20 protein-coding genes are annotated in these 19,820 nt (G+C 66.6%); 15 read left to right on the plus strand and 5 right to left on the minus strand.

Features of this window, described 5'->3' with window-relative positions:
- The first annotated feature begins 3 nt into the window (after positions 1-3).
- The 6 genes from OOZ63_RS04080 to OOZ63_RS04105 all read left to right on the plus strand — a co-directional run bounded on the left by OOZ63_RS04080 (position 4) and on the right by OOZ63_RS04105 (position 4,273).
- The gene (locus OOZ63_RS04080; protein ID WP_266004055.1) at positions 4-1,020 is read left to right on the plus strand and encodes an NADP-dependent oxidoreductase; all 1,017 of its coding nucleotides are present in this window, start codon (positions 4-6) and stop codon (positions 1,018-1,020) included.
- A complete protein-coding gene (locus OOZ63_RS04085) occupies positions 1,020-1,493 on the plus strand; it encodes a GNAT family N-acetyltransferase (RefSeq protein ID WP_266004056.1) in 474 nt (157 codons plus the stop codon). Before OOZ63_RS04080 ends, OOZ63_RS04085 begins: the two co-directional genes overlap by 1 nt.
- The gene (locus OOZ63_RS04090; protein ID WP_266004057.1) at positions 1,490-2,386 is read left to right on the plus strand and encodes an SDR family oxidoreductase; all 897 of its coding nucleotides are present in this window, start codon (positions 1,490-1,492) and stop codon (positions 2,384-2,386) included. The genes OOZ63_RS04085 and OOZ63_RS04090 overlap by 4 nt, the downstream gene beginning before the upstream one ends.
- Positions 2,387-2,526: 140 nt before the next feature.
- Positions 2,527-2,856 carry a hypothetical protein gene (locus OOZ63_RS04095; protein WP_266004058.1) on the plus strand — a complete coding sequence of 110 codons (330 nt, stop codon included), beginning with the start codon at positions 2,527-2,529 and terminating at the stop codon, positions 2,854-2,856.
- Positions 2,853-2,954 carry a hypothetical protein gene (locus OOZ63_RS04100; RefSeq protein WP_266004059.1) on the plus strand — a complete coding sequence of 34 codons (102 nt, stop codon included), beginning with the start codon at positions 2,853-2,855 and terminating at the stop codon, positions 2,952-2,954. The genes OOZ63_RS04095 and OOZ63_RS04100 overlap by 4 nt, the downstream gene beginning before the upstream one ends.
- A gap of 41 nt (positions 2,955-2,995) precedes the next feature.
- Positions 2,996-4,273, plus strand: a complete 1,278-nt coding sequence (locus tag OOZ63_RS04105; RefSeq protein WP_266004061.1) for a TIGR03862 family flavoprotein — start codon at positions 2,996-2,998, stop codon at positions 4,271-4,273.
- Here OOZ63_RS04105 and OOZ63_RS04110 read toward each other — a convergent pair whose 3' ends face one another.
- Positions 4,274-6,289 carry an alpha/beta hydrolase family protein gene (locus tag OOZ63_RS04110; protein ID WP_266004062.1) on the minus strand — a complete coding sequence of 672 codons (2,016 nt, stop codon included), beginning with the start codon at positions 6,287-6,289 and terminating at the stop codon, positions 4,274-4,276.
- A gap of 58 nt (positions 6,290-6,347) precedes the next feature.
- The gene (locus tag OOZ63_RS04115) at positions 6,348-7,274 is read right to left on the minus strand and encodes an alpha/beta fold hydrolase (RefSeq protein WP_266004063.1); all 927 of its coding nucleotides are present in this window, start codon (positions 7,272-7,274) and stop codon (positions 6,348-6,350) included.
- A 71-nt stretch (positions 7,275-7,345) separates the two neighbouring features.
- On the opposite strand from OOZ63_RS04115, the gene OOZ63_RS04120 reads away from it, so the two are divergent.
- Both OOZ63_RS04120 and OOZ63_RS04125 read left to right on the plus strand, forming a co-directional pair.
- On the plus strand, positions 7,346-7,831 hold the full coding sequence (locus tag OOZ63_RS04120) for a GNAT family N-acetyltransferase (protein WP_266004064.1): 486 nt from the start codon (positions 7,346-7,348) through the stop codon (positions 7,829-7,831).
- A gap of 99 nt (positions 7,832-7,930) precedes the next feature.
- Positions 7,931-9,358, plus strand: coding sequence for a GGDEF domain-containing protein (locus tag OOZ63_RS04125; RefSeq protein ID WP_266004065.1), 1,428 nt, complete (start codon positions 7,931-7,933; stop codon positions 9,356-9,358).
- 19 nt (positions 9,359-9,377) lie between these two features.
- Here the strand turns inward: OOZ63_RS04125 and mdeB are convergent, their stop codons facing one another.
- Together mdeB and OOZ63_RS04135 are read right to left on the minus strand one after the other, a co-directional pair.
- Entirely contained in the window at positions 9,378-12,041 is a 2,664-nt protein-coding gene (mdeB, locus tag OOZ63_RS04130; protein ID WP_266004067.1) for an alpha-ketoglutarate dehydrogenase, read from the minus strand.
- A 167-nt stretch (positions 12,042-12,208) separates the two neighbouring features.
- Positions 12,209-13,225 carry a 1-aminocyclopropane-1-carboxylate deaminase gene (locus OOZ63_RS04135; protein WP_266004068.1) on the minus strand — a complete coding sequence of 339 codons (1,017 nt, stop codon included), beginning with the start codon at positions 13,223-13,225 and terminating at the stop codon, positions 12,209-12,211.
- Positions 13,226-13,374: 149 nt separating this feature from the next.
- Here OOZ63_RS04135 and OOZ63_RS04140 point away from each other — a divergent pair, with 149 nt between their 5' ends.
- The 4 genes from OOZ63_RS04140 to bla are packed head-to-tail and all read left to right on the plus strand — an operon-like array spanning position 13,375 to position 17,139.
- Positions 13,375-13,884, plus strand: a complete 510-nt coding sequence (locus OOZ63_RS04140) for an Lrp/AsnC family transcriptional regulator (protein WP_266004070.1) — start codon at positions 13,375-13,377, stop codon at positions 13,882-13,884.
- Positions 13,885-13,942: 58 nt separating this feature from the next.
- The gene (locus OOZ63_RS04145; RefSeq protein ID WP_266004071.1) at positions 13,943-14,347 is read left to right on the plus strand and encodes a BlaI/MecI/CopY family transcriptional regulator; all 405 of its coding nucleotides are present in this window, start codon (positions 13,943-13,945) and stop codon (positions 14,345-14,347) included.
- The gene (locus OOZ63_RS04150; protein WP_266004072.1) at positions 14,344-16,179 is read left to right on the plus strand and encodes a M56 family metallopeptidase; all 1,836 of its coding nucleotides are present in this window, start codon (positions 14,344-14,346) and stop codon (positions 16,177-16,179) included. Before OOZ63_RS04145 ends, OOZ63_RS04150 begins: the two co-directional genes overlap by 4 nt.
- Before the next feature lie 33 nt (positions 16,180-16,212).
- Positions 16,213-17,139, plus strand: a complete 927-nt coding sequence (gene bla, locus OOZ63_RS04155) for a class A beta-lactamase (protein ID WP_266004073.1) — start codon at positions 16,213-16,215, stop codon at positions 17,137-17,139.
- Positions 17,140-17,147: 8 nt separating this feature from the next.
- Here bla and OOZ63_RS04160 read toward each other — a convergent pair whose 3' ends face one another.
- On the minus strand, positions 17,148-18,080 hold the full coding sequence (locus tag OOZ63_RS04160) for a dienelactone hydrolase family protein (protein WP_266004074.1): 933 nt from the start codon (positions 18,078-18,080) through the stop codon (positions 17,148-17,150).
- Positions 18,081-18,413: 333 nt separating this feature from the next.
- Here OOZ63_RS04160 and OOZ63_RS04165 point away from each other — a divergent pair, with 333 nt between their 5' ends.
- The 3 genes from OOZ63_RS04165 to OOZ63_RS04175 all read left to right on the plus strand — a co-directional run bounded on the left by OOZ63_RS04165 (position 18,414) and on the right by OOZ63_RS04175 (position 19,604).
- Positions 18,414-18,596, plus strand: coding sequence for a hypothetical protein (locus OOZ63_RS04165; protein ID WP_266004075.1), 183 nt, complete (start codon positions 18,414-18,416; stop codon positions 18,594-18,596).
- On the plus strand, positions 18,593-19,045 hold the full coding sequence (locus OOZ63_RS04170; protein WP_266004076.1) for a cupin domain-containing protein: 453 nt from the start codon (positions 18,593-18,595) through the stop codon (positions 19,043-19,045). The genes OOZ63_RS04165 and OOZ63_RS04170 overlap by 4 nt, the downstream gene beginning before the upstream one ends.
- A 127-nt stretch (positions 19,046-19,172) precedes the next feature.
- The gene (locus OOZ63_RS04175; protein ID WP_266004078.1) at positions 19,173-19,604 is read left to right on the plus strand and encodes an SRPBCC domain-containing protein; all 432 of its coding nucleotides are present in this window, start codon (positions 19,173-19,175) and stop codon (positions 19,602-19,604) included.
- Positions 19,605-19,820 lie beyond the last annotated feature (216 nt).

Below are 19,820 nucleotides of genomic sequence, written 5' to 3' on the forward strand. Positions count from 1 at the left end.
GCCATGATCATCAACCGCCAAATCCAACTCGCGTCGCGCCCGCAGGGCGAGCCGACGACCGACAACTTCAAACTGATTGAGGCGGCGCTGCCGGCTCTTGATCAGGGCCAAGTGCTGGTGCGTAACCACTACCTGAGCCTCGACCCGTATATGCGCGGCCGCATGAACGACGGCAAGAGCTATGCGCAGCCGCAACCGCTCAATGAGGTGATGATTGGCGGCACGGTCGGCGAAGTGGTCGAGTCGAAGAACGCCGCCTTCAAGCCCGGCGACAAGGTGGTCGGCATGGGCGGCTGGCAGGAGTATCAACTGGTTGATGCCAGCCAGCGCGGCGTGCTGCAGAAGGTGGACACCAGCCACATCCCGCTGTCGGCCTACCTGGGTGCGGTGGGCATGCCCGGCGTGACCGGCTGGTACGGCCTGGTCAAGATCATCAACCCCAAGGCCGGCGAGACCGTGGTGGTCAGCGCCGCCAGCGGTGCGGTCGGTGGCGCGGTGGGCCAACTGGCCAAGGTGCGCGGCGCGCGTGCCGTGGGTATTGCCGGAGGCCCGGACAAATGCCGCCAAGTGGTTGAGGAGCTGGGCTTTGACGAGTGCATCGATTACAAGCAGCACCGTGACGTCAAGAGCCTGTCGGCCGCGCTAAAGGCGGCCTGTCCGAATGGCATCGACGGCTATTTCGAGAACGTCGGGGGCATGATTTTGGACGCGGTGATGCTGCGCGCCAATGCTTTCAGCCGCATCGCAATGTGCGGGATGATCTCGGGCTATAACGGCGAGCCCATCCCGATGAGCGCGCCTCAGCTGATCCTGGTCAACCGGATGAAGATCGAGGGCTTCATCGTCAGCGAACATATGGAGCTCTGGCCTGAGGCGCTGAAAGAGCTGGGCGGCCTGGTCGCTACCGGCAAGCTGAAGTACCGCGAGTCGGTGGCCCAGGGCCTGGATGCCGCGCCCGAGGCCTTTCTGGGCCTGCTCAAGGGCAAGAACTTCGGCAAGCAGCTGGTCAAGCTGATTTGATGGCGCTGGGCTGGCATTGCGAGCGCTTTGAGGCGCTCAACGCGGGCAAGCTGTATGAAGTGCTGGCGCTGCGATCCCTGGTCTTTGTGCTGGAGCAGCGCTGCATCTACCTGGACCCCGATGGGCTAGACCCGAAGTGCTGGCATCTGCAGGGGCGCGGCGAGCAGGACGAGCTTTGGGCCTACGCACGGCTGCTGCCGCCGCTGCTCAAAGGGCCGCAGCAGACGCTGCCGATGATCGGCCGTGTCGTCACCGCGAGCGGCGCACGCGGCGCCGGCCAGGGCCGGGCGTTGATGCGACAGGCGATTGCCGAATGCGCGCGGCTGTGGCCCGGACAGGGCATTGACATCGGCGCCCAGGCCCATCTGCAGGGTTTTTATGCCAGCCTCGGTTTCGTGCCGACGTCGGCGCCCTATGACGAGGACGGCATCGCCCATATTGACATGAGACGAGCAGCAGGAGACCCGGCATGAGGACTTACCAGGGCCGCACGGCCGTGATCACCGGCGCTGGTTCGGGCTTCGGCCTGGAGGTGGCGCGTCTGGCCGCGGCGCGCGGCATGAATCTCGTGCTCTGCGATGTTCAGGCTGATGCGCTGGACAAGGCCGCGGCCGAGTTCGGCGCTCACCCGTTGCTGGCGCGGCGGGTCGATGTGTCCAAGGCCGCTGAGATGGAGGCGCTGGCCGCCGCCGTCAACGCCCGTTTCGGGGCGCCGCACTTTCTCTTCAACAATGCCGGCGTCGGTTCCGGCGGACTGGTCTGGGAGAACAGCCTGGCCGACTGGGACTGGGTGCTGGGCGTCAACCTGATGGGCGTGGTTCATGGCCTGCGCCTTTTCACGCCGATGATGCTGGAGGCTGCGGCCGCAGACCCGACTTACGAGGGGCATATCGTCAACACCGCCTCGATGGCCGGCATGCTCAACGCGCCGAACATGGGCGTCTACAACGTCTCCAAGCATGCGGTGGTGTCGTTGAGCGAGACCCTCTATCAAGATCTGGCCCTGGTGACCGAGCAGATTCGCTGCTCGGTGCTGTGCCCCTTCTTCGTGCCCACCGGCATCTCGCAAAGCCACCGCAACCGGCCTGGCGAGCTGGCCTCATCCAGACCGACCAAGAGCCAGCTGATCGGCCAGGCAATGAGTGATAAGGCGGTTTCCTCCGGCAAAATCACGGCCGCCGAGGTCGCTGCCATGGTGTTCGCGGCGCTGGACGAGGAGCGGTTCTACGTCTTCAGCCACCCGCGTTCGCTGGCCGGCGTGCAGACCCGCATGGAGGATGTGATGCAGTTGCGCAACCCGACGGACCCTTTCAAGGACAAGCCCGAGCTGGGGCAGCAGCTGAAGGCGGCGCTGCGTCAGGCATGACATTGGTGCCGGCGGCCCGGCGCTGAGCACCGGCGGCAGGGGCTCAGCGCTGCCGTCGGGGCCCACAGTCAGGCTCTGCATGTCCGCCCCGTTGCTCCCTTTTTCTCTCTGGTCGCTCGCCCCTTGCTGCCGGTGGTGAGTTGAGCCTGGGCGAGACGGTCGCCGTCACCTGGGGCTATGCGCAGGCCGAGTTCCTGCCCGATCGCTTTCCGGACAACCCGCTGCCGCTGGCGCAGGCCGATTCGGTGCGGCTGGAGCGGGTCTTGGACAACCAGCTGTCCAGCGCAATTGAGGACAACCGTCCCGGCAGCTGGGTCCATGTACGGGCCTGGGCCGAGCCGGCGCGCGGCCCGCTGATCCAGGCGGCCGACAACGGCCTGGGGCTCTGCGCCGAGCAACCGGCCGAGCTGTTCCAGCCCGTCAACCGCCTGGCCCCAGCGAGCAACAGGGCACTGGCATCGGCCTGGTGATCTGCAAGCAGCTGATCGAGCGCGTGAGCGGCCAGCTCCGCGTCGAGAGCCAGGTCGGCCAGGGCAGCCGCTTCATCCTGGCGCTGCAGGCAAGCTGATCTGGCACACTCCCGACCCCGCCATCCGACCGTCCTTGCCCATGCCCATTGCACCCAACACCTCCCGCCGCGCCGTCGTCATCGGTGGCGGTCCCGCCGGACTGATGGCGGCCGAGGCACTGGCGGCGGCCGGTGTCGCGGTCGATGTCCATGACGCGATGCCCTCGGTGGGCCGCAAATTCCTGCTGGCCGGCAAGGGCGGGCTGAACCTGACCCACTCGGAAGATTTTGCGCCTTTTGTGGCGCGCTTCGGCGAACGCGCCGAGGTCATAACCCCTATTCTCAGGCGCCTGGACGGCCCGGCGCTGCGCGAGTGGGCGCAGCGCCTGGGCGTCGAGACCTTCGTCGGCAGCTCTGGCCGGGTCTTCCCGGTCGACATGAAGGCCGCGCCGCTGCTGCGTGCCTGGCTGGCGCGGCTGCGCTCTGCCGGCGTGCGCTTTCATCAGCGCTCGCGCTGGCAAGGTTGGGCCGACGAGGGCGCGCTGCGCTTCGCCGGCCCTGAGGGCGAGAGCCTGGTGCGCGCCGATGCCGTCGTCCTTGCGCTGGGCGGGGCATCCTGGCCGCAGTTGGGCTCGAACGGGGCCTGGGTCGAGCCGTTGAGAGCGCGCGGGCTCGAGATCGCGCCGCTGCGCCCGGCCAACTGCGGTTTCGATGTCGGCGCCACCGCCGCCCATCCGCACGGGCCGGGCTGGAGCGCTGTCTTCGTCGAGCGCTTTGCCGGCCTGCCGGTCAAGCCGGTGGCCCTGCATGTCGAGGGCACGGGCGGACGACGCTTCGAGCGCCAAGGCGAGTTCGTGATCACCGCGACCGGCATCGAGGGCTCCCTGGTCTATGCGGCCAGTGCCCTGCTGCGCGACGAAATCGCCGAGCGCGGCCAGGTCAATCTGCATCTGGATCTGCTGCCGGACCGTGATGCGGCCTTTGTCGCAGCCGAGGTCGCGCGCCCGCGGGGCCCGCGCTCGCTTTCCACCCATTTGAAGAGCCGGCTCGGCATCGAGGGACTGAAGGCCGGCTTGCTGCACGAGATGCTCAGCAAGGCCGAGTACGCCGATCCGGCCGTGCTGGCCGCGCGCATCAAGCGCTTGCCGCTGACCCTGGTCGCGGCCCGTCCGGTGGCAGAGGCCATCAGCACGGCCGGCGGCGTGCGCTTCGAGGCGCTGGATGAGGGTCTGATGCTTAAAAGCGTGCCGGGCCTGTTCTGCGCCGGCGAGATGCTCGACTGGGAGGCCCCCACTGGCGGCTATCTGCTGACCGCCAGCATGGCCAGCGGTCGCGTCGCCGGGGAGGGCGCGGTGGCCTGGCTGGCGCAACAGGGCTGATCAGGGCTTGCCCAAATGCTCGCCGAGGAAGCGCTCGACGCGGCGGGCGAAGTCCACTTGGGTCGAAACCTGACGCCAACTGTGGCCCTCGTTGGCGTAGGTGACCCATTCGGGAGGGCGGCCGGACTCGGTCAAGGCCTGGCGCAGACGCTCGCCATGGGCCAGTGGCACGCGCAGATCGGCCTCGCCGAAGGCCAGCAGCAGGGGGGCCTTGATTTGCTTGGCCTGGGCCAACGGTGAGACGGCGGTCAACATCGCCGCGTCTTTCTGCGCATCTCCGACCAGCTCCGGCAGCATGTGGCGGCGGCCCTGGTCGCTGATGTCATCGTCGACCCACCAGGAGCCCTTGAGGAAGAGAAATGGATCGGTGACTGCCACCCAGGCGATGCCGCAGCGGTAGAGCTCGGGGTGGCGCACCAAGCCCATCAGCGTCGAGTAGCCGCCGTAGCTGGCGCCGGCGATGCAGGCCCGGTCGGGGCTGGCTAGGCCTTGCTGGCGGGCCCACAGCAGCGCATCGGCCACATCGTCTTGCATGGTCTGTCCCCATTGCTTCCAGCCGGCGCGGTAATGAGCCTCGCCATAGCCGCTGCTGCCTCGGAACTCCGGCGCGATCACCAGATAGCCACGCGAGGCCAGGAACTGCTCCATCGCCTGCCAGCGCCAGTGCCCGCCGCGCAGCCAGGGGCCACCGTGCACCAGTACGACGGCCGGTGCCGGCTTGCCCGGTTGGACGCCGGCGGGCAGGGTCAGCCAGACCGGCAGGTCACGGCCGTCGCGGGCCTTAATGCGCTCTAGCGCTACGCCGGCCATGCGCTGTGGGTCGATGTCGTCGAGCATGCGGCTGACCGGCTTCCAGCGCTGGCTTGCCGCCTCGTAGATCCAGAGCTGGCCCGGGTCGCGGTCGGCGAAGGAGCGAATCAGCACCACCATATCCTCGGCACCGCAGCGGCTGCAGCTGAGCCGGTTGATGCGGCCCGGCAGGCGTTCGTCGGCCAGGGCCTGCATACGCTTCATCGCTGGGTCGAACCAGACGGCCTGCTCGGCATCGGTCTCGACCCGCACGCCCAGGGCTCGCGAGCCGGCTCGGTCTAGCACCAGACTGCCCGCGAAATCGAAGCCCGGGGCGGAGACCAGGGCCGGGGTCTGCGGCTTGCCGGCATCGAAGTCGTAGCGCGTCAGCACCGCATAGCCTTCGCTACCGCTGTGGTGGGTGATGTAGAGCGTGCCGCTGTCGTCGACGACACTGGGGTGGAAGGGCTCGCGCAGCAGCTCGCTCTCGACAATCTGGCGCCATGAGTCCTGACCCGGGCCGCGCCAGTGCAGGCTGCTGCGGCCTTCGCTGCGCACGCCTGCCAGACGCGGCTGGCCCTTGCTGTCGAACAGCCAACGTGTGACGTTGCGAGGTACATCGCCCAGACCCATAGACCGCGTTCGCCCGCTTCGGACATTGAGCCAAATCGGCGTGATGGACTGCAGGTCACGGGAGGAGAAATTCATCTCGCCGATGACGATCTCGTCGGGCTTGACCCCGTCCTGCTGCAGCGGCACATGCAGCAACACATGGTTCCATTCCAGCGCGGTGGCGCGAATGCTGGCGTCTCTGACGGTGGGCAGGCCACGGCGGCGCACCAGCATGCGGAAGTCGCTGCCGTCGGCGTTGACGGCGTAGAGCCCTGGGGCGTAGCGCCGGTCCTCGCCGCTGCCGGCCTCCAGGTCCCGCACGCTGAAGACCAGGCGCTCGTCACTCACCCAGTCGAAGCGAACGATGTCGGCGTCGGAGAACTGCGCTGCGCGGCGCACCTTGGGTTCGCCCCCCAACTCGATCACCGCCAGACCTATTCGTGCTGCGCCGCGCGAGGTACTGATGGCCAGCTGCTTGCCCGAGGGGGAGAGCTTGGCATCGAGCACCGCCGGGCGCTGGAAGAAGCGCTCCAGCGGCACCGGCGACTGGCCCCAGGCCAGTACCGGCCCTATCGAAAGTGCCGCAAAGGCCGCTCTCAGCCATAGACTCTTCATCCGTCCATCCTCCCTGCCTGTGGCAGTCTTTTTGATGGGCGAAGAATAGCCTGAGCCTTTAGCCTACGTCCAGAAACGCCGCCAGCCGCGCGGCCAGCGCCTCAGGCTGGTCATGGTGCAGCATATGCCCGGCGCCCTGCAGCCGCGCGCGCTGCAACTGCGGCACTGCGCCCAGCCGGGCCTCAAAGTCCTCGCGCGGGTAGCGATCTCCCCACCATTGGCTCATCTGCGTCTCGCTGCCCTCGACCCAGAGCACTGGTGCGCTGATGCGGCTCCAGCAGGCCAGGATCTCGGCCTTGCGGTAGAGGATGGGATTGGCGCGCTTGTGGGCCGGATCACCGAGGATGTGCCAGGTCTTGCCTTCGGGGCCGTCCTGCTCGCGCGACCAGTGCGGCGCCAGCCAGGCGGCCTTGTCGGCGGCCAACCGCGGGTTGGTCTTCATCAGGCGCTGCGCCACACCGGCGAGGCTGTCGTAGTGTTTCAGGCTTTGCGGCGTCTTCAGGTCGTCCAGCCACTCGATCAGGCGCGTCGGTGCCATCTCGGGCTGCGTTTCGGGAAGGCCGAAGCCTTCCAGATTGACCAGGCGGCGGATTCGCTCGGGCCGCAGGCCGGCATAGCTCATCACCACATTGCCCCCCATGCTGTGGCCTAGCAGATCGACCTTCATGCCCGGTGCGACGGCGTCTAAAAGCGCGTCGAGATCGCCCAGATAGTCGGGGAACCAGTAGCAGTCGGAGCCGCTGCTGTCGCTAGAGCCAAAGCCGCGCCAGTCCATCGCCACGATGTGCCGCTCATCGGCCAGCGCGTCGACGACGAACTGGAAGGACGCGCCCACATCCATCCAACCATGCAGCATCAGCAGTGTCGGCCGCTCGGGCGTGGCGAGGCCGGCCTCTCCCCAACTCAGGACGTGGTGGCGCAGGCCGCGCAAAGAGATGAACTGGCTGCGGTGCGGACGACGTGCGATGTAGGCGATGGGCATCATGCGGGCGACTGTAGGACAAGCAGCGCCGTCAGGCTGTCGGCCCGGCGACAAGCTGCGTGGACAATGCGGCTATGAGCACCTACACGATACGCCCCGCCCAGAGCGGTGATGTGCCTGCCATCGCCGACCTGATCGCCGAGCTGGCCGAGTTCGAGAACCTGACGCACATGCTGCAGCTGACGGCCGACAAGCTGCACCCGCATCTGTTCGGAGCTAAGCCGGTGGTCGAGGCCCTGGTCGGCGAAATCGAGGGAGAGATGGTCGGCTTCGCGCTGTTCTTCACCAACTTCAGCACCTTTTTGGCCAAGCCCGGCCTCTATCTGGAAGACCTGTATGTGCGTCCCGCGCATCGCCGCAGCGGCTTAGGAAAGGGCCTGCTGAAGCGCCTGGCGGCCATCGCCGTCGAGCGCGACTACGGCCGCTTTGACTGGACCGTACTGGACTGGAACGAGGACGCGATCCGCTTCTACGAGAAGATGGGTGCCAGCGTACTGCCTGAATGGCGGATCTGTCGCATGACAGGCGAGGCATTGACGGAGTTCGCCGGGCAGCGCTGACCCCTCGAGATGGGGACTGAAAGAGGGGCCTGGCATCCCGCGACCGTCATAGACTGACGCATAGCGACCAGGGAGTGGTCACATCTGAACGGTGGCCCTATGAAGCCAGGCCAGACGCGCGAATATTGGGGGCATCTCTCGACCGAGCCGGCCGGGCTGCGCGAGCTCCGCGCCGCGCTTGGCGTTGTCGCCCTCTCGGCCATCGTCTTCGTGGCGGCCCTTCCTTTTGCCGACAGGCCGCTGCCGCACGTGGCCGCCTTCATCCCGATCTATGTCACCGCGCTGGTGATCTGCGATCTGATCACGGCGGTGCTGCTGTTGAGCCAATACCGGGCCTTGCAGTCTATTGAGCTGCTGGTTCTGGGCGGCGGCTATTTCTTTACGGCCGCCGTCACCGCCGCCTATGCGCTGATCTTTCCGGGCCTGTTCGCGCCTGCGGGCTTGCTGGGCTCGGGGCCGCAGACCTCATCGGCCCTGTTTATGTTCTGGCACGGCGGCTTCCCACTGATGGTGATGGCCTATTCGATGGCCAAGACTGGCGGCCCAGGCCCTCCGCGCTTGAACCGGGTGCGGCGCCTGCGACCACGCATTGGCATCGTCCTGATGGTGGCGTTGGTGCTGGCCGTGGTGGCCGCTTTCACGGTTTTTGCGACCGCGTGGCAGCAGCGGCTGCCGGTGTTTCTGCAAGGAGACCGAACCACCGAGCTCGGCCGCGCCTTCTTGCTGGGCGTCTGGACCCTGAGTGTGCTGGCGCTGCTGGTGGTCTGGCGGCGCCGGCCGCATACGGTGCTTGATGCCTGGCTGCTGGTGGTGATGGCTGTGTGGCTGTTCGACCTGGCCCTGGCGGCCATCCTGAACACCGGCCGCTACGACTTGGGTTGGTATGCAGGCCGCATCTACGGCCTGCTGGCGGCTGGCTTCCTGCTGATCGTGCTCCTGAGTGAGAACGCCAGGCACTACGCCCGGCTGGTGCGACTGTCGGCTGACCTGAGTGTGGCCAATGAGCAGCTTTGGCAGCTGTCGCAGCGGGACGCGCTGACCGAGCTGGCGAACCGGCGCGCCTTTGATCGCTATCTGGCCGAGCAGATGGCGGTCGCTGTGCGCCACAAGAGAGCCTTGGCTCTGGTGCTGATCGATGTCGATCACTTCAAGGCATACAACGACCACTACGGCCATCATGCCGGCGACCAATGTCTGAATCGGCTCGCGGCGGCGCTGCAGGCCTGCTGCCGCAGACCGGCGGACATGGCCGCACGCTACGGCGGTGAAGAGTTCGCGCTGATCCTGCCGGACTCCGACCTTGCGGGCGCCCGGCACACAGCCGAAGCCGCCCGGGCCGCGGTCGCGGCGCTGGGCATCGAGCACGCCGGCTGTTCCACCGGCCTGCACATCAGCGTTAGCATCGGCCTGGCCGTGGTCGACCCGTCCCGAGCGATGACGATGGCGCAGCTGATCGTGGCCGCCGATGGCGCGCTTTACCGGGCCAAGGATGGCGGCCGCGACCGTGTCGTTGTCGCGGCACCGTGAGGGGCTGTGAACCGGGCCGCTAGGTCGGCGCCATGGATACCAGCGCGGCCAGGCGGCTCTGCTCGCAGGCATTCTCGGCCTTGCAGACTTCCTGGACCGCGCGCAGGCTGGCCTGCACGATGGCCGCGGCATCGACCTCGAAATGTGCGCGCAGCTCGGCGCGCGAGTCACTGCGGCCGAAGCCGTCGGTGCCCAAGCACAGATAGCGCCGCCCCGGTGGCAGATAGGCGCGCACCAGCTCGGGCAGCGCGCGCACATAGTCGGTGGCTGCGATGATGGGGCCGCTGCTGGCGCGAAGCTGTAGCTCCAGCGCGCTGTCAACCGCCGGCCGCAGGCCCTGGCGCCACAGCCGCTCCTGCGAGGCGCCCTCGCGGGCCAGCTCGATATAGCTGGTAACACTCCAGATATCGGCAGCGATGCCGTGCTGATCTTCCAGCAGCGCTGCCGCCTTGAGCACCTCGCCCATGATGGCGCCGCTGCCGAACAGCTGCACGCGCTGCGGCAGCACGGCCGGGCCGCTACGCAGCCGATAGATGCCGCGCAGCACGCCGGCATGGTCGGCCTCGGCAACGCTCGGGTTGACGACGTTCTCGTTGGTGACGGTCAGGTAGTAGAACTCGTCGACCTGCTGCTCCAGCATGCGGCGCATGCCGTGGTCGATGATGAGCGCCAGCTCACCGGCGAAGGCCGGGTCGTAGGCGCGGCAGTTGGGCACGGTGGAGGCCAGCAGCGGGCTGCTGCCGTCCTGGTGCTGCAGGCCTTCGCCGCCCAAGGTCGTGCGGCCGGCGGTGGCGCCGATCAGGAAGCCGCGGGCGCGTTGGTCGGCTGCTGCCCAGATCAGGTCGCCCACGCGCTGGAAGCCGAACATGCTGTAGAAAATGTAGAAGGGCAGCATCGCCAGCCCGTGCGTCGAGTAGCTGGTGGCCGCCGCAGTCCAGGACGACAGCGCGCCGGCCTCGCTGATACCTTCCTCCAGGATCTGCCCGCTCTTGTCCTCACGATAAGCCAGCATCGAGCCGGCGTCCTCGGGTTGGTAGAGCTGGCCGAACGGCGCATAGATGCCGACCTGACGGAACAGGCTGGCCATGCCGAAGGTTCGCGCCTCGTCGGCGACTATGGGTACGATGCGCGGGCCCAGCCGCTGGTCCTTGATCAGCGCGGCCAGCTGGCGCACAAAAGCCATCGTCGTGCTCATGCTCTTGCCATCGGCCTGCAGCGCGAAGCCAGCGGTCTCGGCAAGACCTGGCACCGGCAGCGGCGCCGCCAGGGTGGCGCGTGCTGGCAGAGATCCGCCCAGCGCGGCGCGGCGCGCCCGCAGATAGCGCATCTCTGCGCTGTCCTCGGCCGGCTTGTAGAAGGCCGCCTCGGCCACCTGGGCGTCGCTGAGCGGCAGCGCAAAGCGTTCGCGGAAGGCCAACAAATCGTCGCTGCCGAGCTTTTTCTGCTGGTGCGAAGTCATGCGGCCCTGACCGGCCGTGCCCATGCCGTAGCCCTTCATCGTCTTAGCCAGCACGACGGTGGGCTGGCCGCGATGGGTCCGGGCGCGTGCGAAAGCGGCATGGATCTTGACCGGGTCATGGCCGCCGCGGCGCAGGCGCTCAATGTCCTCGTCGGCCAGGTGGGCGACCAGTGCCTGCAGCTCTGGCGACTGGCTGAAGAAGCTGCGGCGGTTGAACGCCCCGTCATTGGCGCTGAGCGTCTGGAACTCGCCGTCGACGGTGCGTGAGAAGGCGCGCGTGATCGCGTGGCTCTCGTCGCGCGCTAGCAGCGCATCCCACTCGGAGCCCCACAGGCATTTGACGACGTGCCAGCCGGCACCGCTGAACAGAGCCTCCAGCTCGTCGACGATGCGGCCATTGCCGCGCACCGGGCCATCCAGGCGCTGCAGATTGCAGTTGATCACGAAGACGCAGTTGTCCAGGTTCTCGCGCGCGGCCAGCGTCAGCGCGGCGATCGACTCCGGTTCGTCCATCTCGCCGTCACCGAAGAAGCCCCAGACCTTGCGTTGATCGGTGGCCAGCAGGCCGCGGTCGGCCAGGTAGCGCATAAAGCGGGCCTGGTAGATCGCATTGATCGGGCCTATGCCCATGGATCCGGTGGGGAACTGCCAGAACTCCGGCATCAGATAGGGGTGCGGGTAGGAGCTGAGCCCTTGGAACCCTTGCTTGTGCGCGCTGAGTTCCTGGCGGTAGTGGCGCAGCGCGTCCTCGTCGAGCCGGCCCTCTAGAAAGGCGCGCGCATAGACGCCCGGTGCCGAATGGGGCTGGAAATACACCAGATCGGCACCCTGCGGCGCAGCGGGGCCGCGGAAGAAATGCTGAAAGCCGACCTCGAACAGATCGGCCGCCGAGGCATAGCTGGCGATGTGTCCGCCGAGCTCGCCGTGGGCGGCATTGGCGCGCACGACCATGGCCAGCGCATTCCAGCGCAGCAGCGCCGAGAGCCGCTGTTCGATGGCCAGATCACCGGGGTAAGGCGGCTGCTCGGCCAGCGGCACGCTGTTCAGATAGGGCGTGACGGCAGTCGGCCGCCAGGGTAGCTGCTGCGCGCGCGCATGGGCTAGCAGTCCGTCCAGCAGGGCGGCCGCGCGTTCGCGGCCTTCATGCGGCCCCCAAGCGGCGAGCAGGCCGTCCAGCGCTGCACACCACTCCTGAAGTTCCTCGTCGGCGTCGCTAGTGTGCATGCTCGTGCTCCTTATGGATTGAATACTGTCGGGCCGAGCGCCGGACCGCTCTCAGGTCCGCCGTACAGGCGATGTGCTGGCTGATCCACCCGACCCGCATCGCCGTTCCCTTCGGGGGGAACGCCCAGCGACGCACGCATTGAGCTGGGCGCGGCTGGGCGGGCGGGTCACCCGTTGCGGAACAGGAAGCTGTAGGCGTTGAGCGCCGGCACACCGCCCAGGTGCGCGTAGAGCACCCGCGAGCCTGCCGGGAATTCGCCCTTGCGCACCTTGTCGATCATGCCCTGCATCGACTTGCCCTCGTAGACCGGGTCGGTCAGCATGCCCTCGGTCCGCGCGCACAGGCGAATCGCTTCCAAGGTGCCTTCGCTGGGCAGGCCGTACTCGGGGCCGCCGTAGCGTGTATCCAGCACCACGTCCGCAGCCACGATGGGCCGACCCAGCTCGACCAGTTCGGCCGTGTGCTGGGCGATGCGCAGGATCTGTGCATGGGTCTGTGCCGGTTTGGCCGAGGCGTCGATGCCGATCACCTTGTCGGCGCGGCCGTCGGCCGCAAAGCCCACCACCATGCCGGCCTGCGTGCTGCCGGTCACCGAGCAGACGACGATGTAGTCAAACTTGAAGCCCAGCTCGGCTTCCTGCGCTCGAACCTCCTCGGCGAAGCCGACGAAGCCCAGGCCGCCGTAGGGATGCTCGGAACAGCCTGCCGGGATAGGAAAGGGCTTGCCGCCGCGCGCCTTGACGTCATCCATCGCCTGTTGCCAGCTCGGGCGGATGCCGATGTCGAAGCCGGCTGCGTCCAAGCGCACATCGGCTCCCATGATGCGCGACATCTCGATATTGCCGACCCGGTCGTAGACCGCGTCCGAGTAGTTGACCCAGTTCTCCTGCACCAGCACGCACTTCATGCCCAGATGGGCGGCGACGGCCGCGACCTGGCGGGTCTGGTTGGACTGGATGCCGCCGATTGAGACCAGGGTGTCATAGCCACCGGCAATCGCCTCGGGAATCAGGTACTCCAGCTTGCGGGTCTTGTTGCCGCCAAAGGCCAGGCCGCTATTGCAGTCCTCGCGCTTGGCATAGAGCTCGACTTCGCCGCCGAGCGCGGCGCTCAGGCGCTTCAGGGGCTGGATGGGCGAGGGGCCGAAGGTCAGCGGGTGGCGTGGGAAACGTTGCAGATTCATGTGAAGACTCCGGGAGAGAAGGAAGAGCTTGGCTGCGTTGGGAATGTTAGGAAGAATGCCTGTTCACAGGGTTGCAAAGATTGGTGAGTTGGCAAACTTCTTGCTGCACTTCTATTCTTGAAGTGGCTTCCTATTGCTGGAGATGTGAATTGAGCACAATAAAAGTTCGTGGGCAGACGAGGCTCGCAGCCCCGGAGGCGATCGCGCTGGATCGCACCGACAAGACGCTGTTGCGCGCACTGCAGCGCGACGCATCGATCTCGAATGTGGCGCTGGCCGAGAAGGTGCATCTAAGCCCGCCGGCCTGCCTACGCCGGGTCGAGCGTCTGCGTCGCGCCGGGCTGATTCGCGCCACCGTTGCCCTGCTGGACCCGCCGGCGCTCGACGCGGGCATGCTGGTCATCATCGGCGTGGTGCTCGACCGCTCGACGCCGGAGTCCTTTGCCGCCTTCGAGAAATCCGCCGCCAAGATCTCCGGCTGCATGGAGTGCCATGTCGTGACCGGCGAGTTCGACTACTTCATGATGCTGCGCACCAAGGACAGCGACAGCTTCAACCGCCTGCATGCCGAGCAACTGCTCTACTTGCCCGGCGTGCGGCAAATCCGTAGTTTCATGGTGCTCAAGCAGGTCCTGTCGACCACCGAAATTCCGCTTTAGCCCTAGATTCAGAATAAAAGTTCTAGACAAAGTGTTCTAGAAAATATATTCTGAATTCATGGCCTATTCATCATCACTCCCCAAACCCACCGCTGCCGAGCTGGATCTGCTGCGTGTCATCTGGCGCAAAGGGGCTTGCACGGCCCGCCAGGCGCATGAGGCGCTGAAGCTCGATCGGCCTGAGATCACCGAGGCCAATGTGCTGCGCCAACTGCAACTGATGCATAGCAAGGGCCTGCTGACGCGCGACGAGGGGCAGCGCCCGCAGGTCTATGCGGCGGCCCATGCGCAAGACAAGCTGCAGAGCCAGCTGCTCAAGGACATGGTCTTCAAGCTCTTCGGCGGCTCCGGCAAGGCCCTGGTGATGGCGGCGCTGAAGACCCAGGTGAACCAGCAGGAGCGTGACGAGATTGCGCAGCTGCTGAGCAAGGGCGATGCGGCCAGCAAAGGCAAGCGGTCATGAGCGGCACGAGCTGGACCCTCTGGGTGCAGCCGCTTAGCGACACCTTGCTGCAACTGCTGTGGCAGCTAGGTGTACTGGGAGCGCTGGCCGCAGTCTTGTTGCATACGCTGCGGCACAGCGCTGCCCGTCTGCGCTATGCGGTGTGCGCCTTGGTCCTGCTGCTGAGCCTGATGCTCGCGGCGCTGCAGTTCGTTGCTCGCTGGGCCGAGGTCCAGACCCCGTCGGCTGTACCGGCGGCGCAGGCGATCTGGGGCAGCGGTGCGATCAATGCACAGAGCCACAGCGCTGTGCAGGCACAACAGTCCGAGGAGCCCGATCCCTGGGCGATGCAGCGTCCCTGGCGCCAGGGACTGGCCTGGGCCTGGCTGCTGGGCGTTGCGCTGATGAGCTTGCGCCTGCTTGCCGGCGTGGCCTGCGTCGCGCGCTGGCGCCGCCGCAGCCGTCCTGCGCCGGCGCTTTGGCAGAGTAGGCTGGATCAACTGGCCCGCCGCATGGGCATGGGCCTGTCGGTGGAGCTGCGCTTGCTGCCTGCCGCGGTCGACGTGGCTGCCGGTCCTTTCACCGTCGGCTGGTGGCGGCCGGTCGTGCTGCTGCCGGCCGGCCTGCTGACGGGCCTGCCGACGCCTCTGCTGGAGGCCTTGCTGGCGCATGAGCTGGCCCATGTACGGCGCTGGGACTATCTGGCCCATCTGCTGCAAAAGGTGGTGGAGGCCTTGTTGTTCTTCCACCCCGTCATCTGGTGGCTGTCGCGGCGGCTGCGGATCGAGCGCGAGCTGGTGGCCGACGCGCTGGCAGCCGAGCAACTGGGTGCGCCGCGCCAGTTGGCCGAGGCCTTGCAGGCGTTGGCGGTCGGTCCGCAAGCGCCGGCTCTTGCCGCGGCGGCCCAGAGCGGCGAGCTTGCACAGCGGGTGCGGGCTCTGATCCGGCGCTCGCCTGCGGTTGGGGACGGGCCCCGGCTGCTGTGCGCGCTGCTCTTGCTAAGTCTGCTGGCCGGCTCGCTCTTGCTACCGCTGGTGGGCGTGCAAAGCGCCACGGCGCAGGCCGCCGTGGCGAGGGGTGCGCCCGCTGCACCCTTGGCGGAAGGACGAATCCTGCTTGCCGATCTGACGCTGGCTTCCAGCCATGCGCTGGTGCTGGATGCCGATTCCGGCGAGGTGCTGCTGGCGCGTGATGCACAGCAGGCGGCGCCGATTGCCTCGATCAGCAAGCTGATGACGGCCCTGGTGGTGCTGGACGCGCGGCAAGACCTGCAGCAACAGCTGAGCGTCTCAAGCGAGGATGTGCGGGCCAGCCCCTTCAGCAGCGCTTCGCTGCGTCCGGGCCAGCGGCTGAGCCGCGAAGCAGCCTTGACCTTGATGCTCCAGTCCTCTGACAACCGCGCCGCCCAGCTGCTGGCGCGACGCTACCCAGGCGGCTTGGCCGCCTTTGAACGGGCCACGCAGGACAAGGCTCGCAGCCTGGGTTTGCAGACTGCGGAGTTGCGCCACCCGACCGGCGCGCCGTCCAGCAGCCGGGCCAGCGCCGCCGATGTTGCCCGTCTGCTCGAAGCCGCCGCCAGCGAGCCGGTGGTCCGGCAAGCCACCGGTGCGGCGCGCGTCCGCGTGCTGGTCGACGGTAAGCCGATTGAATCCATCCACAGCAACCCACTGGTCGGCGCGCCTGGCTGGCCCATGCTGTTGGCTAAGACCGGCTTCACGCAGGCTGCGGGGCGCTGCGTGGCCCTGCAAATGCGCCTGCAGGGACGTCGTCTGAGCGTGGTTCTGCTGGGGGCGCCAGACGCCGCGCAGCGCGAGGCCGATCTGCAGCGCATCCGCGATGCGCTGCAGGGCTGACTCAACAACATCTATCCATTGGAATTACTACCGATGAACAATCTCTCTCGTCGCCAAGTCTTGCTGCTGACCGGCGCCTCTTCGCTCCTGCTCGGCGGCCTGCCCGGCGCTGCCGATGCAGCACTGACGGCCCATGCCCCCTTTGCCGCGCTCGAAAACAGGGCCGGCGGCCGACTCGGCGTGGCCGTGTTGGACTGCACCGATGGCGCGTTGATCGGCCACCGCGCCAGTGAGCGCTTTGCTCTGTGCTCGACTTTCAAGCTGCCGCTGGCCGGCGTGGTGATGCGCGAGGCCGACCAGGGCCGGCTGCGGCTTGACCGGCAGCTGATCTACGGGCCGGCCGATATGGTGCCCCATGCCCCCGTCACGTCCAAGCATCTGGCGGCCGGCCGCATGAGCATCGCTGCGCTGGCCGAGGCCACGCAGACCACCAGCGATAACGTCGCCGCCAATCTGCTGCTGCGCGAGCTGGGTGGCCCGGCGGGCCTGACCTTCAGGCTGCGTGAGTTGGGCGATAGCGAGACCCGGCTGGACCGCTACGAGCCGCAGATGAATGTGGTCGATGTGGTCCACGCCGGCGAGCTCAGGGACACCAGCACGCCGCTGGCGATGGCCCGCACGACCGAGCGGCTCTTGAATTCCGACTGGCTGGCGCCGGCCTCGCGCGAACGATTGGCCCAGTGGATGGTCGCGACCGACACAGGTTTGAAGCGCCTGCGCGCCGGTTTCCCGGCCGGCTGGAAGTCAGGCGACAAGACCGGCAGCTTCACAGGCCCGGGTATTGCCGACAAGCTCAACGACATTGCGATCGCCTGGCCCCTGGGCCGGTCGCCGCTGATCGTGTCGGCCTACTACGAAAGCCCGGGCCAGCACGACCGAATGCGCGACCAGGACCAGGCGGTGCTGGCCGAGGTCGGGCGGCTGGCCGCGGCCTGGTGGCAGGAGCGCCAGCCGCGCTGAACCGCCGGCTAGCGCAGCGTTCGGTTGAACAGGGCCAGCGTGCGCGCCCAGGCCTGCTGGGCTGCGCCGGCGTCGTAGCGCGGCGTCGTGTCGTTGTTGAAGCCATGCTGCGTGCCGGCGTACTTGAAGGCCTCGTGCCGGGTGCCGGCACTCTTCAGTGCGGCCTCGTAGGCGGGCCAGGCTGCGTTGATGCGATCGTCGTTCTCAGCAAAGATGATCAGCAGCTCGGCCTTGATCTGGCCCACCTGTTCTGCCGGCGCCGGCGCGCCGTAGAAGGCCGCGCCGGCCAGCAGATCGGGCAGCCGCGTGGCCAAGAAGTTGACCATGCCTCCGCCGTAGCAAAAGCCCACCGCGCCGAGCTTGCCATTGCCGCCGCTCACGCTAGCCGCAAAGCCGGCCGCGGCGACGAAGTCCTCGCGCGTCTTGGCCTGGTCGAGCTTGGCGAACTGTTCTCGGGCCTTGTCCTCATCGCCCGGATAGCCGCCTAGCGGGAACAGCGCATCCGGCGCGACGGCGATGAAGCCGTCCAGCGCCAGGCGCCTCGCAATGTCCTCGATGTGCGGGTTCAAGCCGCGGTTCTCATGAATTACCAGCACCACCGGCAGCGGTCCTGAAGCCTGGGCCGGGCGCGTCACATACGCGCGCACCTTGCCATAGCCGGCCGGCGACGCGAACTCGACGAACTCGGCCCGCACGCGCGTATCGCCCGGCGGCACCTTCTGCGCCTGCGCGAAGTCCGGGCTCAGCGCCGCCAGCAGCGCCGCTGCCGTGGTGCCGCTAGCCAGCGCGAAGCGCGTCGCTCGGTCCAGAAAGCCTCGGCGGTCGATGTCTCCATGCACATACTGGTCGAACAGGCACCACAGCTCGGGATCGAACTGAGCTGGGTTGATGGCGGGCGCTGCTGCAACGGCTGTTGCTGTTGGCATTGTTTCTTGATTCATGGCGAGACCTCGGCGTGTTGATCACAGTACAGGCGAGGTTGCCTTTTACACCGCCCGACCGAACGGCGTGAGTCTCAGGGTTTCCCGCGGCAGGGCTGGTCGTGGCTGCCCTACGATCAACGGCATATCGGCACCCAATGCTAAGCGGTACTGTCGATGTCCTGGTAGCGTCCAGACGTCGGAGTCGAAGGTATGAAACCGCCGGTACTCGCTGACCGCAGGAGACCAGAACGGACAAGCCATTGGTTTTAGACGACCCGATCCGTGTCTACCCGTGCTGCGCGGGCTTGGTCGACTGAACTGAAGCCTTGGACGGGTGCTTGGCAGAGGCTCATGAACTCGAACGACAGAGACCGCAAGAAGAAATGGCAGCTGGAGAAGAAGCTGGCCGCAAGAGCAGCATTTTCGATGCCGGACGCGTTGGTGGTGTCGTTGTTCGACACGGTGGGTTTTGCTTCTGCAGAGCTAGCTGCGGCTAGAGTCGATGCCCGTAGATCACATGGAATGCGACGATGATCATTCTCAACAATCAGGCCGAAGTGCGCCGCACGTCGAGCGAAGGCTTTGGAACGGTCGAAACGGCAGGTTTCTCGGACTCTGGCGGCCTTACTCAGTTCGGCGGCTACGTCCAGACCTTGCAACCCGGAGCACGATCCTCGAACAGGCACTGGCATGAGCAAGAAGACGAGTTTCTTTACGTGTTGGTCGGTGAGGTGACGGTCACCGAGAATGATGGCGAGCATGTGCTTCATCCTGGCGATGCTGCGTGTTGGCCAGCTGGTGTGCCCAACGCGCATCACGTTTCCAACCACTCAGACGCGCCTTGCTCCTACCTGATCGTCGGTACACGCCTGACCCGGGATGTCTGCCACTATCCAGATCTCGGACGAACCCTTTACTCGGAAGGTGAGACATGGCGCCTCGTCGATGCAGACGGACAAGTCGTCAAGACAGGTCGCTTCTGAGTATTGTCCAGGCCTGACTATCGTTCGATCACCGGACTCGCTCGGCAGGCTAAGCCGTTTTGAAGCGGTGAGCGGGTTGGTTCGAACATTGGGCATTGCAATACGCGTCCTATTCATCGGAGCCTCAATGAAGATCACTGTGTCCACCGTCGTCGCCGCTCCCATCACCGATGTCTGGAGAGCCTACAACTCGCCCGACGACATCAAGATTTGGAACACTGCGTCCTCAGATTGGCATACCACTTCGTCCTCAGTCGATCTCCGTGTGGGGGGCAAGTTCTCATCTCGCATGGAGGCGAAGGACGGCTCCTTTGGTTTCGACTTTGAAGGCGAGTACACGAAGGTCGCGCCGCAAGCACTCATCGAGTACTCATTTGGCGGGCGCGTCGGATTGGTAGAGTTTTCGGAAGACGCCGCCGGGGTCACAGTCACAGTGACATTCGACAGCGAGGAAAGCCACTCCGAGGAGGCGCAGCGCACGGGCTGGCAGGCAATCCTTGACAACTTCGCACGCCATGTTTCGACGCTTAAAGATCAACCGCAGCCATCGGCTGCGTGAAAGCCGGTGATGCTTCAACTTGCATAAGGACGCTGCACTGAGTCTGCCCGGACTTCGCCGCGGCTCCAACCCTGGAGCATGGAGCCACGAGCATGAGCCACGAAGAAGTTCCCGAAGCAGCTTGTCCAGTTCACGAAGAACTTCGGCGCTGCGGCGCCGTTGTCCGGCCTAGGGGGCGCCTGAGTTCTTCCGCGCCGTGTGAAGCCACAAATGAAC

This window comes from Paucibacter sp. PLA-PC-4 (genome assembly GCF_026241155.1).
Classification (GTDB): domain Bacteria; phylum Pseudomonadota; class Gammaproteobacteria; order Burkholderiales; family Burkholderiaceae_C; genus Roseateles_E.

What these genes read in the sequence shown, in the direction of transcription:
- OOZ63_RS04105 (WP_266004061.1), top strand. Translation starts at nt 2,996, where the DNA reads ATGCCCATTGCACCCAACACCTCCCGCCGCGCCGTCGTCATCGGTGGC.
- OOZ63_RS04125 (WP_266004065.1), top strand. Translation starts at nt 7,931, where the DNA reads ATGAAGCCAGGCCAGACGCGCGAATATTGGGGGCATCTCTCGACCGAG.
- OOZ63_RS04175 (WP_266004078.1), top strand. Translation starts at nt 19,173, where the DNA reads ATGAAGATCACTGTGTCCACCGTCGTCGCCGCTCCCATCACCGATGTC.
- OOZ63_RS04165 (WP_266004075.1), top strand. Translation starts at nt 18,414, where the DNA reads ATGAACTCGAACGACAGAGACCGCAAGAAGAAATGGCAGCTGGAGAAG.
- OOZ63_RS04090 (WP_266004057.1), top strand. Translation starts at nt 1,490, where the DNA reads ATGAGGACTTACCAGGGCCGCACGGCCGTGATCACCGGCGCTGGTTCG.
- OOZ63_RS04085 (WP_266004056.1), top strand. Translation starts at nt 1,020, where the DNA reads ATGGCGCTGGGCTGGCATTGCGAGCGCTTTGAGGCGCTCAACGCGGGC.
- mdeB (WP_266004067.1), bottom strand. Translation starts at nt 12,041, where the DNA reads ATGCACACTAGCGACGCCGACGAGGAACTTCAGGAGTGGTGTGCAGCG.
- OOZ63_RS04145 (WP_266004071.1), top strand. Translation starts at nt 13,943, where the DNA reads ATGGCCTATTCATCATCACTCCCCAAACCCACCGCTGCCGAGCTGGAT.
- OOZ63_RS04080 (WP_266004055.1), top strand. Translation starts at nt 4, where the DNA reads ATGATCATCAACCGCCAAATCCAACTCGCGTCGCGCCCGCAGGGCGAG.
- OOZ63_RS04160 (WP_266004074.1), bottom strand. Translation starts at nt 18,080, where the DNA reads ATGAATCAAGAAACAATGCCAACAGCAACAGCCGTTGCAGCAGCGCCC.
- OOZ63_RS04110 (WP_266004062.1), bottom strand. Translation starts at nt 6,289, where the DNA reads ATGAAGAGTCTATGGCTGAGAGCGGCCTTTGCGGCACTTTCGATAGGG.
- OOZ63_RS04135 (WP_266004068.1), bottom strand. Translation starts at nt 13,225, where the DNA reads ATGAATCTGCAACGTTTCCCACGCCACCCGCTGACCTTCGGCCCCTCG.
- OOZ63_RS04150 (WP_266004072.1), top strand. Translation starts at nt 14,344, where the DNA reads ATGAGCGGCACGAGCTGGACCCTCTGGGTGCAGCCGCTTAGCGACACC.
- OOZ63_RS04120 (WP_266004064.1), top strand. Translation starts at nt 7,346, where the DNA reads ATGAGCACCTACACGATACGCCCCGCCCAGAGCGGTGATGTGCCTGCC.
- OOZ63_RS04115 (WP_266004063.1), bottom strand. Translation starts at nt 7,274, where the DNA reads ATGATGCCCATCGCCTACATCGCACGTCGTCCGCACCGCAGCCAGTTC.
- bla (WP_266004073.1), top strand. Translation starts at nt 16,213, where the DNA reads ATGAACAATCTCTCTCGTCGCCAAGTCTTGCTGCTGACCGGCGCCTCT.
- OOZ63_RS04170 (WP_266004076.1), top strand. Translation starts at nt 18,593, where the DNA reads ATGATCATTCTCAACAATCAGGCCGAAGTGCGCCGCACGTCGAGCGAA.